The sequence below is a fragment of the Serratia inhibens genome, from assembly GCF_003591175.1.
GTDB classification, from domain to species: Bacteria; Pseudomonadota; Gammaproteobacteria; order Enterobacterales; family Enterobacteriaceae; genus Serratia; species Serratia inhibens.
This window is the reverse complement of record NZ_QYYG01000001.1, coordinates 1,776,208-1,790,045: the sequence shown is the minus strand read 5'-3', so window position 1 is coordinate 1,790,045 and position 13,838 is coordinate 1,776,208. Positions and strand designations below refer to the sequence as shown.

Sequence of the window (13,838 nt, the reverse complement as noted above, 5' to 3'; positions counted from 1 at the left end):
AGTTATTTACCGGGGTTTTTCAAGCGAGGTGGGTATTAAAAGAGCCGGTGAATTTAAGATTTTTCCATGCCTTTGACATGGTTGCTGCCGAGCAGATAAAGTAAAAAACCCCTACTTGTTGGAGTGCCAACTTTTGGGGTTTTCTTTACTTAAGGCGGTTCTCAATGCCGGTCAGGGCATTATTTTTTGTCGTGCAAGGTGTCGTCTTCGCGGCAATCACCGATTTCACAGTGACCATACAGGTACAGGCTGTGGTTGGTGAGCTTGATACCATGCTGCTTGGCGATATCACGCTGGCGCACTTCGATAGACTCATCGCTGAATTCGATCACTTTGCCGCAGTCCAGGCAAATCAGGTGATCGTGGTGATGCTGTTGGGTCAATTCGAACACGGACTTGCCGCCTTCGAAATTGTGACGGGTTACAATGCCGGCATCATCAAACTGGTTCAGTACGCGGTAAACTGTCGCCAGGCCAATTTCTTCGCCCATATCGATCAGTTTTTTGTACAAATCTTCCGCACTGACGTGATGGCATTCCGGATTTTGCAGTACTTCCAGGATTTTGAGTCGCGGAAGCGTGACTTTTAGGCCGGCCTTCTTCAATGCGGTGTTGTTGTCAGTCATGCGGATTCAGTCCTGTTACTATGCTAATCAAGTTGAGGCATTTTTGCCTGTGGCATCGGTCGGCACAAAGAGTTAATTGCGTGTCATTATAGAGCCGGTTGCCCCAAATGGAAACCGCCGGTTGTTAACAAAGATATCATGGCACAATTGCATGTTACACACGCAACGTCTTGATGGATGGGATAAACCGATATCTCAGTCTACCTTGACGATGTGGGAAGTTACAAACATGTAGCTTCTATTGCAGAAATCCGTGCTGCCGATGAACGGCCCTGCTGGCAACACTATGCACTTTGCAGGGCTTTTGTTCAACCTTTGAGGGTTAGCCGACGATATCGGCCAGGCTCAGTTCTTCGCTGATCTGCTTCACCCAGGCTGCGACGCGATCGTTGGTCAATTCCGGTTGACGGTCTTCGTCAATCGCCAGACCGATGAAGAAATTGTCATCCGCCAAACCTTTCGATGCTTCAAAGTGGTAACCCTTGGTCGGCCAGTGGCCTACAATCGCGGCGCCGCGTGGCTCAATGATGTCGCGGATGGTGCCCATCGCATCACAGAAATATTCCGCGTAGTCTTCCTGATCGCCACAACCGAACAGCGCAACCAGCTTGCCGTTGAAATCGATTTCTTCCAGCGTCGGGAAGAAGTCATCCCAATCGCACTGGGCTTCGCCGTAGTACCAGGTAGGAATACCCAACAGCAGGATGTCGAAAGCTTCCAGGTCCTCTTTGCTGCTTTTGGCGATGTCGCGGATTTCCGACACCTCGTTGCCAAACTGCTGCTGAAGAATTTTCTGGATCATCTTGGCAATGTTTTCGGTATTGCCAGTGTCGCTGCCAAAGAAAATGCCTACATTAGCCATATCGCGTATAACCTTTAAATTCAATTAATTGCATTGCACGATGTTAGCGTTGAACGCGATAACACCGATTAAAATGATGACATGGCAAGAATCTGCCTCTTACCGGTAAGTGCGTATCATGCCAGAGATTTACCCCAGGGTTTTATCGCGTTTATGCGATGCCGGGAGGAATAAAACGGTGTTGATCGGTGTCATCCATAACACCGTGCCGCATGTGCGGCTGCAAAGATCAATGTTCCGGCTGTTCATCCGCCAGTTGTGCCAGCAGCATTTGCTCAATAAGCTCGCTGCGGCTGATATTGCGCTGTTCCGCCAGTTTGTTCAGGGCGTCCACCGCATCCGCGTTGATTTTCAGTTCCACACGCCGTAAGCCACGGACTTTATCGCGTCGAAGCTGATTACGCTTATTGATTCTAAGCTGTTCATCTCGGGATAGCGGGTTGGTTTTCGGGCGCCCCGGACGGCGTTCATCTGCGAACAGATCCAGCGTCGTGCGATCCGTTTGTTCTTTTGCCATAGGTAGCGGTACTGCAAGGGAGTTTGCATCAAAAAGCGTATACGCTTCCGGACGGTTCGGTTAACACACTTCGGGCCAATAAACCCTAACCCAAATTTACCCCCAGCCTGACGTTACTGAACACGCTGAGCAGGGCGGCAAAATTATAGCGCGCCATATTACCCCAGCAGATAGAGCAACGACAATGTTTAACTGAGCCGAAAACGCGCTAAGCCGTTATCTTTAGCGCATTTTTTCGCCAGTGGGTGGTTTTTATTCAGGCTTCGTCGAGAAAACGGTGGATGGCGCGCAGCACCGCCTCCGGTTTTTCCGCGTGAACCCAGTGGCCTGTGCCGGCAACCACGTGCGCTCGCGCCTGCGGGAACTGGCGCGCGATATCTTCACGGTAGCTGTCCTGAACGTAGGGTGACAGGCCGCCGCGGATAAACAGTGTCGGGTGCGGCCATGCGGGAACTTCCTGCCAGCCGGTGACGTTTTCGTATTGGTCGATCAGCACCGGCAGATTAAAGCGCCACTCGCCTTGATGAAAGGACTTCAGCAGAAACTGGATCACGCCTTCTTCCTGCAGGTAGCCGCGCATCAATTCCGCCGCCTGCTGGCGTTGGGTGATGCCGGCCGCGCTCACCGCGGTTAAGGCGGCAAAAATCTCGTCGTGGCGGCGAGTGCGGTAATCCACCGGCGCCACGTCGATAACAATCAGCTTTTCAACCCGTTGCGGGGCGATCGCCGTCAGCGCCATCGCCGCTTTACCGCCCATAGAGTGGCCGATCACAATCGCCTTCTCCAACTGCAACTCATCGAGCAGGGCCAGCAGGTCCTGTGCCATCTCGGGATAGGTCATTACCGCAGAACGCGGCGAAAGGCCGTGGTTGCGCAGATCGACTTTAATCACGCTGTGCTGTTGATTCAGATCGCGCGCCAGCACGCCCAGGTTATCCAGATTGCCGAACAGCCCGTGGATCAGCACTACCGGCAGGGCGGCGGACTCGGTGGCCAGCAGTTGATAATGTAATTTCATGGCGAAGTTCATACTGAGAGAGATTCAGATTAGGGTATCATGATTAAAACACACGACGAATATGCCCGTCGCCTTTCAAGCAGCAGCGTGGTTAGCGGCAACTTGAAATCCGGAGGGTATGACGCGGATTTTTCGAGGTTCGGGCTTGGCAGCGCCGACTATAGGTATTAGTCTGCATTTTCCGCCCGCAGACACATAGTTGTGTTCGCCCTTGCGCTTTTAACCTTATAATCCCATGGCTTGAATGCAGGATCTGGCTTCAGGTTCTAAGTAGAAAAAAACAGTACTGGATAAAGATGAAAACTATTGAAGTCGACGAAGAGCTTTACCGTTATATTGCCAGCCACACGCAACATATTGGTGAGAGCGCGTCCGATATTTTGCGCCGTATGTTGAAGTTTACCGCAGGCCAGCCATTGCGCGCCGCGCCTGTCGCCAGTGCTCAGAGTGCCGAGCAGGAAAAAACCGTTGCCGCGCAGCGTCCTCGCGATCGTGTACGCGCAGTGCGCGAACTGTTGCTGTCGGACGAATATGCCGAACAGAGCAGAGCGGTTAATCGTTTTATGCTGGTACTTTCGACCTTGTATACCCTCGATGCGGCGGGCTTTGCCGCAGCTACCGATGCATTGCATGGCCGCACCCGCACCTATTTTGCCGGCGATCAACAAACCCTGCTGGCGAACGGAACTCATACCAAGCCAAAGCACGTTCCGGGTACGCCTTACTGGGTGATCACCAATACCAACACCGGTCGTAAACGCAGCATGGTTGAACACATCATGCAGGCTATGCAGTTCCCTGCGGAACTGACAGATAAAGTTTGCGGCACTATCTAATTTAGCGAACAGCCCGTCATGGCGGCCGTGAGCGACATATTGCCCGGCTGCCGGACAGGGATTAGGGAGATATGTCGATGGCGAATAACCCACGTGCCGGGCAGCCGGCTCAGCAAAGCGATTTGATCAACGTGGCCCAGCTGACGTCGCAGTACTATGTACTGCAGCCGGAAGCGGGCAACGCCGCACATGCGGTGAAGTTCGGTACTTCAGGGCATCGCGGCAGCGCCCTGCGCCACAGCTTCAATGAAGCCCATATCCTCGCTATCGCTCAGGCGATTGCCGAAGTGCGTCGCCAGCAAGGGGTTACCGGCCCTTGTTACGTCGGTAAAGACACCCACGCGCTGTCGGAGCCGGCCTTTATTTCCGTGCTGGAAGTCCTGACCGCCAACGGCGTAGATGTGATCGTGCAGGAAAATAACGGTTTTACGCCAACCCCTGCGGTATCTCATGCCATTTTGTGCCACAACCGCAACGGCGGGGCGCAGGCCGACGGTATCGTCATTACCCCTTCGCACAACCCGCCTGAAGACGGCGGCATCAAGTATAACCCGACCAACGGCGGCCCGGCCGACACCAACCTGACCTCAGTGATTGAAAAGCGCGCCAACGAACTGCTGGCGCAGCAGCTGAAAGGCGTTCAGCGCCAGTCGCTGGACAAAGCCTGGAACAGCGGTCATCTGCACGCGCAGGATTTGGTGCAACCTTATGTGGAAGGGCTGGTGGACGTGGTTGATATGCCCGCGATTCAGCGTGCCGGCCTGAAGCTGGGCGTTGATCCGCTTGGCGGCTCCGGTATTGCCTACTGGCAGCGCATTGCTGAGCATTACAAGCTGGATCTGACGCTGGTCAACGACTCCATCGATCAGACCTTCCGCTTTATGCACCTGGACCACGACGGCATTATCCGCATGGACTGCTCGTCGGAATCTGCGATGGCCGGCCTGCTGGCGTTGCGCGACAAGTTCGATTTGGCGTTCGCCAATGACCCGGACTACGATCGCCACGGTATCGTGACGCCTAAAGGTCTGATGAATCCGAACCACTATCTGGCCGTTGCCATCAACTACCTGTTCCAGCATCGCCCGCAGTGGGGCGCCGATGTGGCCGTGGGCAAAACGCTGGTTTCCAGCGCGATGATTGACCGCGTGGTGGCCGATCTGGGCCGCAAGCTGGTGGAAGTGCCGGTCGGTTTCAAATGGTTTGTTGACGGTCTGTTCGACGGCAGCTTCGGTTTTGGCGGCGAAGAGAGCGCCGGGGCTTCGTTCCTGCGTTTCAATGGCACCCCGTGGTCGACCGACAAAGACGGCATCATCATGTGCCTGCTGGCGGCGGAAATCACCGCAGTGACTGGCGAAAACCCACAGAATCATTACGAAGATCTGGCCAAGCGTTTCGGTGCACCGAGCTATAACCGTATTCAGGCACCGGCTACCCATGCGCAGAAAGCCGCATTGGCCAAGCTGTCGCCGGAAATGGTCAAGGCCAACACGTTAGCGGGTGACCCGATCACCGCTCGTCTGACGGCGGCTCCGGGCAACGGTGCCTCCATCGGCGGCCTGAAAGTGATGACCGACAACGGCTGGTTTGCTGCGCGTCCTTCAGGTACCGAAGAAGCCTACAAAATCTATTGTGAAAGCTTCCTGGGCGCCGAACACCGCGAAAAAATCGAGCATGAAGCGGTAGAGATCGTCAGCGAAGTGCTGGCTTCCGCCAAATAATACCTTCTTCGCCATAATGAAAAGCGCTGTTTTTACAGCGCTTTTTTTATGCCTGCAATTTAGATATATCTATTTACAAAGACCCTTTGCGTATTTCGATATATCGATCTAGATTAGATATATCGAAGTGAGTTAGATATATCTAAATCACCTCGTCAACCGACTATTCATTGAGAGGCAAAACCCTATGTTCCATCGATTAGGTTTACACCGCCGGCACGGTTGCCACCATGACGGCGAAGAAGGGCACGAACATCGTCGGCGCGGCGGGCGCCACCACTTTGGCGGCGAGCACGACGAAGAACATGGACGCGGTGGTCGCGGCGGCCGTGGCGGGCGTCACCGCATGTTTGAACATGGCGATTTGCGGTTGGTGCTGCTGGCGCTGGTTGCGCGCAAGCCGAGCCACGGCTATGAGCTGATCAAGGCGATCGACGAAGCTTCCTCCGGTTTGTACGTGCCAAGTCCGGGCGTTATTTATCCGACTCTGACGCTGTTGGAAGAGCAGGACTTCCTTGAGCCGCTCACCACCGGTAACGGCCGCAAAAGCTACCAAATTACCGCGCTTGGCCAGAGTGAACTGCAAAAACACCAGGCCGCCGTAGACCTGATCCTTGCCCGTTTGGCCGGGGCCGGCCGCAGCCATCATCATCACGGCAATCTGGCGGAGGGTATTTCCGAAGCCATGAACCGCCTGCGCAGTTTGCTGCGCGGTAACGTGATGCGCGCCGATCTCTCGCCCCAGCAGGTTGAACGCATCAATCAGGCGTTGCTCACCGCAGTGGCGGCGATCGAAAGCGAAATGAACATTCGCCCAACAGCGCAGGAGAACGACTGATGCCAGGCCACCGTTTTCGTATCACCGTTGAAGCGCTGAGCGATCGCAAGGGTGACCCGGTCGATAAAGCGCCGTTGAGTTTTGAAGTGGAAAACCACGACGACATTCTCGGCATCGTTGAGCGTATCAAAGCGCGTGAAGATCTGAACTTTGGCGAAGATAAAAGTGCGGCCTTTGCCGTCGGCTTGAAGCTGTTCTCGGAAGTGATGATCGAGAACCGCAAGCATCCGGTGTTTGCACCGCTGCGCGAGGCGTTCAAGGAATTTATGATGGGGTTGAAGAAAGGGCCGCATTCGTAGGGGAGTCGCACAACCCCGTGAACTGGGTTTGCGTTTAACACAATGGCAACTATCATTAACTCTGGTCATTTTATCAAAGTCAGCGGTTGCCATTTTCTTTAATAGATCCTTCAAGATTATTAAAACCAAAAAAACGCCATAAAATCAGTTTTTCTGCAGTAATTAAGTGCAGTAAATAATAATTATCCTAATTAATTAAATGCTAACAATAGCATCATTTCCCCTTACCGCCATTATAGTGATGGCGAGAAAGTTTCTTGATATTCAAAGGATTGCTTTTAGGTGTGGGTTCGAAAATGAATTCACGCCGAGCCGTACTGCGCCTGCTGTATCACGAAAGGGGGAGTGATGAGAAAAACATACGTTAGTAGTAATAAAAAAACCGATGGTTTTGATTACGCGGTTTATTCTAATGTGCCGGTAGAGGAAAGTCCCCGCTATCATTATGACTTTCCGCTAAAAGCGGTTTATAGCCGTGAGGATATCACTTCATTTCCCTACGTGGATGCCTTGCCGGGAATGCCGCCTTATATTCGTGGGCCGAATGCGACGATGTATACGGTAAAACCCTGGACCATAAGACAATATGCCGGGTTTTCTACCAGTCAAGAATCCAATGCTTTTTACCGTAAAGCGCTGGCGGGGGGAATGCAGGGGATTTCCGTGGCTTTTGATCTGGCTACGCACCGTGGGTATGACTCGGACCACCCTCGAGTAGAAGGCGATGTCGGCAAGGCTGGCGTCGCCATTGATTCCGCAGAGGATATGAAAGCCCTGTTTGAGGGTATTCCTCTCGATCAGGTTTCGGTATCGATGACGATGAACGGCGCCGTTTTGCCGGTGATGGCAGCCTATATTGTTGCCGCGGAAGAAAGCGGCGTGGCGCCAGAGCAGCTTAAAGGAACTCTGCAAAATGATATTTTGAAAGAGTTCATGGTCCGTAATACTTATATTTATCCTCCTGCACCTTCAATGCGTATTGTCACCGATATTCTCGCTTACGCCGCTGAGCGCATGCCGAAATTCAACGCGCTGTCCATTTCGGGTTACCACATGCAAGAGGCCGGCGCGCCTGACGTACTTGAGTTGGCGCTGACGCTGGCTAATGGCAAAGCCTATGTTCAGGCGGCTCTGGATCGCGGATTGAAAATCGATGAGTTTGCCGGCCGCCTGAGTTTCTTTTTCGGCATGGGTATGCAGTTCTATGCCAACATCGCCAAGCTGCGTGCCGCCCGCCTGCTATGGTGCCAAATCATGCAATCATTTGGTGCCGCCAAGCCCAACTCATTGCTGCTGCGTACGCATTGCCAGACTTCGGGCTGGTCGCTGACGGAACAAGATCCGCTGAACAATGTGGTACGCACCACTATTGAAGCCATGGCCGCCGTTTTCGGCGGGACCCAGTCTCTGCACACCAACGCGTTCGATGAAGCCATGGGGTTGCCAACCGATAACTCCGCCAGGCTCGCCCGCAATACCCAACTCATTTTGCAGGAGGAGACCGCCATCTGTGACGTGGCCGATCCCTGGGCCGGCTCTTACATGATGGAAACGCTGACGATGGAGATGGCGGAAGGGGCGAGAAACATCATGAACGACATCAGTGCCATGGGCGGAATGCTGGTCGCTCTGGAAAGCGGTTGGGTAAAGCGACAAATTGAACATTGTTCGGCCATTACCCAGGCGCAGATTGATTCTGGCAGAAAAGTGATTGTTGGCGTCAATAAGTATCAGTTGCCGGGAGAGCGGCCGCTTGAGGTTCGTTTTATTGACAACAGCAAAGTGCGGGCTCAGCAAATAACCCGGCTGGCCTCACTGCGCCGGCAACGCAACGATACCCAGGTCGCCCATGCGCTGGCGGCATTGACGCGCTGTGCCGGGAGTGATGGCAATTTATTGGCTGCGGCAGTCGATGCCATGCGTCTGCGGGCCACGGTCGGTGAGGTGACCGCAGCGCTCGAGCAGGTATGGGGGCGTTATCAGGCGGAGCCGCAGTTTGTCACTCATGTTTATGGCGAGGAGCTCAGGCACGATCCGCAGTGGCAAAGAGTGACAGCGCAGATTGGCGCGCTCACCCGGCGACTGGGCCAGCGGCCAAAATTGCTGATCGCAAAAATGGGGCAGGACGGACACGATCGGGGGGCAAAGGTGGTGGCCGCCGGTCTGCATGACATGGGCTTTGACGTTGTACTGGGCGCGTTATTCCAGACCCCGGAGGAAGTGGTGCAACAGGCCGGCGCAAGCCACTGCCATGCTATTGGCGTCTCATCGCTGGTGGCAGGGCATAAAACGCTGGTTCCTGCATTAATGACGGCGCTGGCGGCGGCCGGTAAAGAGGAGATCACCGTGTTCGTTGGCGGGGTGCTGCCTGTGGCCGATTACCCGTTTCTCTTCGATTGCGGTGTGGCCGATATTTTTGGCCCCGGTACGACATTACTGACCTGCGCCGATCGGATCCTGGAACACATTGAACGCCAGCAGGTTTCTCAACAGAGTTCCGCAGCAATTCTCTCTCCAAAAATCAAGTGAGGCATATATGAACGGTGAGCAGCAAGGGCAGACCTTCAAATATAAACTGGCGGGCATCTCTACGTTGATTGGCCAGGTGGTATCGATGGACGAATGGGCGGAAATGTTTAAAGTTCCACACCGGAAAAAACCGGGGCAATACTTAACCGGCAAGGACATTCAAAAAATTATTGGTCCCGTGGAGTCCAAAAGCTGGGATCCGGATTTATTTCGCGATTTCACTCATGTCGTCAATGTGGCGCAAGAGGCTATGCAGGCAGCGGGGCTTGGCCCGAACGATATTGACGTCGTGATGGTTGCCAGCAGCACCCCGTATGAGGTTCAACTGGATTACGACTCTTTTCGCCTGATGCGAGCGCTGGGAATTCCCGATCACATTCCGCCATTACAATTGGCTGCCGGCTGCGCCGGTATGGGGCGAGCGCTGTCTTTAGCCGCCCGTTTGCAGGCGAAAAATATCCTGGTTGTGACGTATGAAGTCTCGAGCCTGTACATGGTTTCACCCATTTACCGTTATAACAGCGCGCACCCGTTGCGCGATTCGTTATGGGCTTCGCCGGCGTTATTTTCGGACGGTATAGCGGCGATCGTATTAAGACAGCATGACGATGCGCAAGGCTACAGTCTTTATAGTCGGGACTCACTGTCCTTCGGTGATGAAGCGGGGTTTGAAGATCCGCTCATTCATTATCCCGGCGGCGGCGGATTGAATCCTCCCGGCGTTGAGCGTAATGAAGAACTGTCTTGCTATGCGATGGCGGGTGATCAAACCAAACGTTACTATGCAAAAGGGATGAAATTGAATCACCTGGGGTTGGCTCAATATAATAGTAATTATTACAATGAGGTAGCGCGAATCTATACCCATCAGGCCAGCCCTAATATGGTCGAAAGCTATATTGAGCAATACTGCCATGAGACGCAGGTGGAGCAGGGTAAATTCAGTACTCACGCCCGGCGTTATGGCAACCTGGTGATCCCGAGTACGCTAAAACTTATTCACGATGATTTGAAAGAGAAAAAACTCCATTCGGGCGATGATATTGCCGTGCTGGTGGTCGGTGCCGGGCCGGAAAGGGGCGCGTTTCTCATTGGCGTGGAATAACCTGTCAGGCCGCATGTGGCGCTCGCTAAATCGCATGCGGCACCCATAACCTCAAGGCATAAATCGGTACCCGACGCCGGTCTCGGTCAACAGGTGTTTCGGCCGCGCCGGGTCGGCCTCCAGCTTCTGCCGCAGGTGCCCCATATAAATGCGCAGATAGTGGCTGTGTTCGACGTAGTTCGGCCCCCAGACGTGGCTCAGCAACTGACGTTGGGTGATCACTTTGCCGGAGTTGGCCAGCAACTCGGCCAGCAGACGAAACTCTATCGGCGTCAGGTGCAAGTCTTCGCCATTGCGCAGCACCCGGCGGTTGATCAGATCGACAGTGATTTCGGAAAAGCTGATCAGCGGGCTCTCCTGCTGGTTGCCGGAGTGGCGCCGCAAGGCAACCCGTACCCGCGCCAGCAACTCGCCGATGCCAAAGGGCTTGCTGAGATAGTCATCTGCCCCGGCGTCCAGTGCGGCGACTTTGTCTTCTTCGGCATTGCGCGCCGAAAGGACGATCACCGGAATGGCGCTCCACTGCCGCAGATCGCGGATATAGTTCAGCCCGTCGCCGTCCGGCAACCCTAAATCGAGAATAATCAGATCCGGTTTACGCGTGCCGGCTTCAATCAACCCGCGTTGCAGCGTCTCGCTTTCAAACACCCGCAGACCTTCGCTTTCCAATGCGATGCGTACGAAACGCCGGATCTCTTTTTCATCTTCGACAATCAGAATATTGGTTGGCGTGCTGCTCACAGTGCTCCCAGGGTTTGATTACAGATCAAAGGACTCGCCGTCAATTTCGGGCGGTTTTTCCAGCGGCAGAACAAAACGGAAACTGGCACCGCCGTTGGCGCCGTTTTCCGCCCAGATGCGGCCACCGTGCACTTCAATAATGGCACGGCAAATCGCTAACCCCAACCCTACGCCGGGGATTGCCGACTCTTTATTGCCGCGAGAGAATTTATCGAAAATCAGCTGTTTTTTCCCTTCGGGGATGCCAGGGCCATTATCCCAGACTTCGACTTCCAGCCACTCCGGCAGAGTATGGGCGCGAATGCCGATAATAGCATCGATGCCGGCGTATTTATTGGCGTTTTCCAACAAGTTAGTGAAAACGCGTTCCAGCAGGCTGCCGTCGCAATTGACCAGCACCAGCTCAGGCGGCAGCTCAACCTTGATCTGGTGTTGGGTCAGCAAGGGTTCCAGCATGTGCAGCGATGCGCCGACGATCTCCTCCAGCGATTGCCACTCTTTACGCAGGTTAAAACCGCCGGACTGAATACGCGCCATATCCAGCAGGTTATTCACCAGCCGGGTGGTGCTCAGCACCTGCTGGCGGATCTGGCTGGCTTGCGGTGCGTGGCTGGAACCTTCTGCCGCCAGATCGAGCGTCAGAATTTCCGCCTGACCGAACAGCACCGTCAGCGGGGTGCGTAAATCGTGGGACAGTGCCGCCAGCAGAGAGTTGCGCAACTGTTCGCGCTCGGCGTCCAGCTTGGCTTCCTGGGCGCTGCGCGCCAGGTGCAGCCGCTCCAACGCGCTGGCGATCAGCACCGTAAAGGTTTGCAGCAGCCGCTGTTGTTCCGGCACCATCAGTTGGCGCAGGTTACTGGGTTCGATAGCCAGCAGGCCGAAGGTTTGCTTCGAGGTGGTTAACGGCAGCAGCTGATAAGGCACGCCGGGCAGGGTGTCGGTGCCGGCACCGGCCGGCATGCCCTTGTCAAAGCTCCAGCGGGCAATCGCCTCATCCACCGACAACAGCCCGCCGGCCTCGCCGACCATCTGTTGCAGCCTGCCATCCTCCTGCGGCAGCAGCAGCACGGTTTTGGCCTGGAAGCTGCTGGAGAGGAAATGGCGGCTGGTCTTGGCGATATCTTCGGGGGTCAGCGCCTGGCTCAGGCCGCGCGAGATTTCATACAGGTGGCGGGCTCGCTGTTCGCGATAGCGTGCGACCCTGGCCTGGTAACGCACCCCGGCGGTCAGGTTCCCTATGGTGATGCCGACGGTCAGCATGACGCCGAAGGTCAGCAGATATTGCATATCGCTGACGGCGAACGACCATTGGGGTTGAACGAAAAACAGGTCAAAGCTGGCGACGTTGATCACCGCCGCCAGCACCGACGGCCAGCGGCCGAAGAACAGCGCGACGATCGCCACGCCGAGCAGATACACCATCACCAGGTTAGCCTGGTCAAAGCCCGGCAGCAGCCATTGCGAAAGCAGGGTGATCAGGGCGCACAGCGCCACGGCGACGGCACAGCCGCGCAATTGCATACGCCACTTTTCGGTGAAGTTACGGTTGTCGTGCTCTTTGCCGGGGGGCGGGAAGCTGTCGTTTTCCAGCGCGACAATCACCAAATCGAGATCCGGCCCCAGACGGCCAAGACGATCGGCGAAGCTGCCGCGCAGTTTCCAGCGCTGTTCGCCACGCCGGCCGATAATGATTTTCCCCAGGTTATGCTCGCGGGCGTAGCGTAGCACCGCACGTTCTTCGGAAGGATCGGACAGGGTGGCGGTTTCGGCACCCAGCTCTTGCGCCAGCCGCAGCGCCCGCAGGATCGCCCGGCGTCGGTTTTCCGGCAGCCGGTGCAGCTTCGGCGTTTCCACATATACCGCATGCCAGTGGCAACCCAGCCGCGCCGCCAGCCGGGCGGCGATGCGCACCAGCTTTTCGTTGCCGCTGTTGTGGCCGACGCACAGCAAAATGCTGTCGCGGGTGTGCCACACTTTCTCTCGACCCTGGGTGTCGCGAAAGGCGCGCATTTGGTCATCGACCCGATCGGCAGTGCGGCGCAGCGCCAGTTCGCGCAGGGCGATCAGGTTACCCTTGCGGAAAAAGTGCTCGATGGCGCGCTCGGCCTGGCCGGGGATATACACCTTGCCTTCATTTAGCCGTTGGCGCAGATCGTCCGGCGGAAGATCGACCAGCACCACTTCGGTGGCATCGTCGAATACATGGTCGGGTACGGTCTCCCGCACCCGCACTCCGGTTACGCCGCCGACCACGTCGTTCAGGCTTTCCAGATGCTGCACGTTCACGGTGGTGAGCACGTCGATACCGGCGTCCAGCAGCTCCTCTACATCCTGCCAGCGTTTCGGGTGGCGCGAACCCTGGGCGTTGCTGTGTGCCAGTTCGTCCATCAGCACCAACGCCGGATGGCGCGCCAGCGCAGCATCGAGGTCAAACTCCTGCACCAGCCGGCCGCGATACTGGATACGCTTTTTCGCCAGCACGTCCAGGCCGGTCAGCAGCGCAGCGGTTTCGGAGCGTCCGTGGGTTTCGACTACGCCGACCAGCACGTCCAGCCCCTGGCCGCGCAGGCGCTGCGCTTCTTGCAGCATGGCGTAAGTTTTGCCCACCCCGGCGCAGGCGCCGAAGAACACCTTCAGCCGGCCGCGCGGTTTTTCATTGGCTACCGCCAGCAGGCTGTCAGGATCGGGGCGCTGCTGTTCTTCTTCGACCATTACAATTCCTTGCGTAACAAAGCAAAAATGGGTT

At 55.6% G+C, this 13,838-nt stretch carries 12 protein-coding genes; 6 read left to right on the top strand and 6 right to left on the bottom strand.

Going from position 1 to position 13,838, the window contains the following annotated elements:
• Positions 1 to 179 precede the first annotated feature (179 nt).
• The 4 genes from fur to ybfF all read right to left on the bottom strand — a co-directional run bounded on the left by fur (position 180) and on the right by ybfF (position 3,035).
• On the bottom strand, positions 180 to 626 hold the full coding sequence (gene fur / locus D4100_RS08505; protein ID WP_004949689.1) for a ferric iron uptake transcriptional regulator: 447 nt from the start codon (positions 624 to 626) through the stop codon (positions 180 to 182).
• A 322-nt stretch (positions 627 to 948) separates the two neighbouring features.
• The gene (gene fldA / locus D4100_RS08500; RefSeq protein ID WP_006319940.1) at positions 949 to 1,488 is read right to left on the bottom strand and encodes a flavodoxin FldA; all 540 of its coding nucleotides are present in this window, start codon (positions 1,486 to 1,488) and stop codon (positions 949 to 951) included.
• 229 nt (positions 1,489 to 1,717) lie between these two features.
• The gene (gene ybfE / locus D4100_RS08495) at positions 1,718 to 2,005 is read right to left on the bottom strand and encodes a LexA regulated protein (RefSeq protein WP_004949692.1); all 288 of its coding nucleotides are present in this window, start codon (positions 2,003 to 2,005) and stop codon (positions 1,718 to 1,720) included.
• A 256-nt stretch (positions 2,006 to 2,261) separates the two neighbouring features.
• On the bottom strand, positions 2,262 to 3,035 hold the full coding sequence (gene ybfF / locus D4100_RS08490; protein ID WP_081304000.1) for an esterase: 774 nt from the start codon (positions 3,033 to 3,035) through the stop codon (positions 2,262 to 2,264).
• Between the two features lie 284 nt (positions 3,036 to 3,319).
• Between ybfF and seqA the strand changes: the two genes are divergently transcribed.
• The 6 genes from seqA (at position 3,320) to D4100_RS08460 (ending at position 10,351) form a co-directional block, all read left to right on the top strand.
• A complete protein-coding gene (gene seqA, locus D4100_RS08485; RefSeq protein ID WP_006319958.1) occupies positions 3,320 to 3,859 on the top strand; it encodes a replication initiation negative regulator SeqA in 540 nt (179 codons plus the stop codon).
• Positions 3,860 to 3,936: 77 nt separating this feature from the next.
• Positions 3,937 to 5,580, top strand: a complete 1,644-nt coding sequence (gene pgm / locus D4100_RS08480) for a phosphoglucomutase (alpha-D-glucose-1,6-bisphosphate-dependent) (RefSeq protein ID WP_006319960.1) — start codon at positions 3,937 to 3,939, stop codon at positions 5,578 to 5,580.
• A gap of 187 nt (positions 5,581 to 5,767) precedes the next feature.
• On the top strand, positions 5,768 to 6,418 hold the full coding sequence (locus D4100_RS08475) for a PadR family transcriptional regulator (protein WP_119804025.1): 651 nt from the start codon (positions 5,768 to 5,770) through the stop codon (positions 6,416 to 6,418).
• Positions 6,418 to 6,717 carry a DUF3861 domain-containing protein gene (locus D4100_RS08470; RefSeq protein WP_006319964.1) on the top strand — a complete coding sequence of 100 codons (300 nt, stop codon included), beginning with the start codon at positions 6,418 to 6,420 and terminating at the stop codon, positions 6,715 to 6,717. Before D4100_RS08475 ends, D4100_RS08470 begins: the two co-directional genes overlap by 1 nt.
• Positions 6,718 to 7,065: 348 nt before the next feature.
• Positions 7,066 to 9,246, top strand: coding sequence for a methylmalonyl-CoA mutase (scpA, locus tag D4100_RS08465; RefSeq protein WP_244941648.1), 2,181 nt, complete (start codon positions 7,066 to 7,068; stop codon positions 9,244 to 9,246).
• 7 nt (positions 9,247 to 9,253) lie between these two features.
• Complete coding sequence (locus D4100_RS08460; RefSeq protein ID WP_006319968.1) at positions 9,254 to 10,351, top strand: 3-oxoacyl-[acyl-carrier-protein] synthase III C-terminal domain-containing protein; 1,098 nt, start codon at positions 9,254 to 9,256, stop codon at positions 10,349 to 10,351.
• Between the two features lie 51 nt (positions 10,352 to 10,402).
• Here the strand turns inward: D4100_RS08460 and kdpE are convergent, their stop codons facing one another.
• Entirely contained in the window at positions 10,403 to 11,092 is a 690-nt protein-coding gene (kdpE, locus tag D4100_RS08455; RefSeq protein ID WP_006319970.1) for a two-component system response regulator KdpE, read from the bottom strand.
• Positions 11,093 to 11,110: 18 nt separating this feature from the next.
• Positions 11,111 to 13,804, bottom strand: a complete 2,694-nt coding sequence (gene kdpD, locus D4100_RS08450; protein ID WP_119804023.1) for a two-component system sensor histidine kinase KdpD — start codon at positions 13,802 to 13,804, stop codon at positions 11,111 to 11,113.
• Positions 13,805 to 13,838: the final 34 nt, after the last annotated feature.

Coding starts and splice junctions, on each gene's coding strand:
- ybfE (WP_004949692.1), bottom strand. CDS start 2,005: ATGGCAAAAGAACAAACGGATCGCACGACGCTGGATCTGTTCGCAGAT.
- D4100_RS08475 (WP_119804025.1), top strand. CDS start 5,768: ATGTTCCATCGATTAGGTTTACACCGCCGGCACGGTTGCCACCATGAC.
- kdpD (WP_119804023.1), bottom strand. CDS start 13,804: ATGGTCGAAGAAGAACAGCAGCGCCCCGATCCTGACAGCCTGCTGGCG.
- pgm (WP_006319960.1), top strand. CDS start 3,937: ATGGCGAATAACCCACGTGCCGGGCAGCCGGCTCAGCAAAGCGATTTG.
- fldA (WP_006319940.1), bottom strand. CDS start 1,488: ATGGCTAATGTAGGCATTTTCTTTGGCAGCGACACTGGCAATACCGAA.
- D4100_RS08460 (WP_006319968.1), top strand. CDS start 9,254: ATGAACGGTGAGCAGCAAGGGCAGACCTTCAAATATAAACTGGCGGGC.
- seqA (WP_006319958.1), top strand. CDS start 3,320: ATGAAAACTATTGAAGTCGACGAAGAGCTTTACCGTTATATTGCCAGC.
- ybfF (WP_081304000.1), bottom strand. CDS start 3,035: ATGAACTTCGCCATGAAATTACATTATCAACTGCTGGCCACCGAGTCC.
- D4100_RS08470 (WP_006319964.1), top strand. CDS start 6,418: ATGCCAGGCCACCGTTTTCGTATCACCGTTGAAGCGCTGAGCGATCGC.
- scpA (WP_244941648.1), top strand. CDS start 7,066: ATGAGAAAAACATACGTTAGTAGTAATAAAAAAACCGATGGTTTTGAT.
- fur (WP_004949689.1), bottom strand. CDS start 626: ATGACTGACAACAACACCGCATTGAAGAAGGCCGGCCTAAAAGTCACG.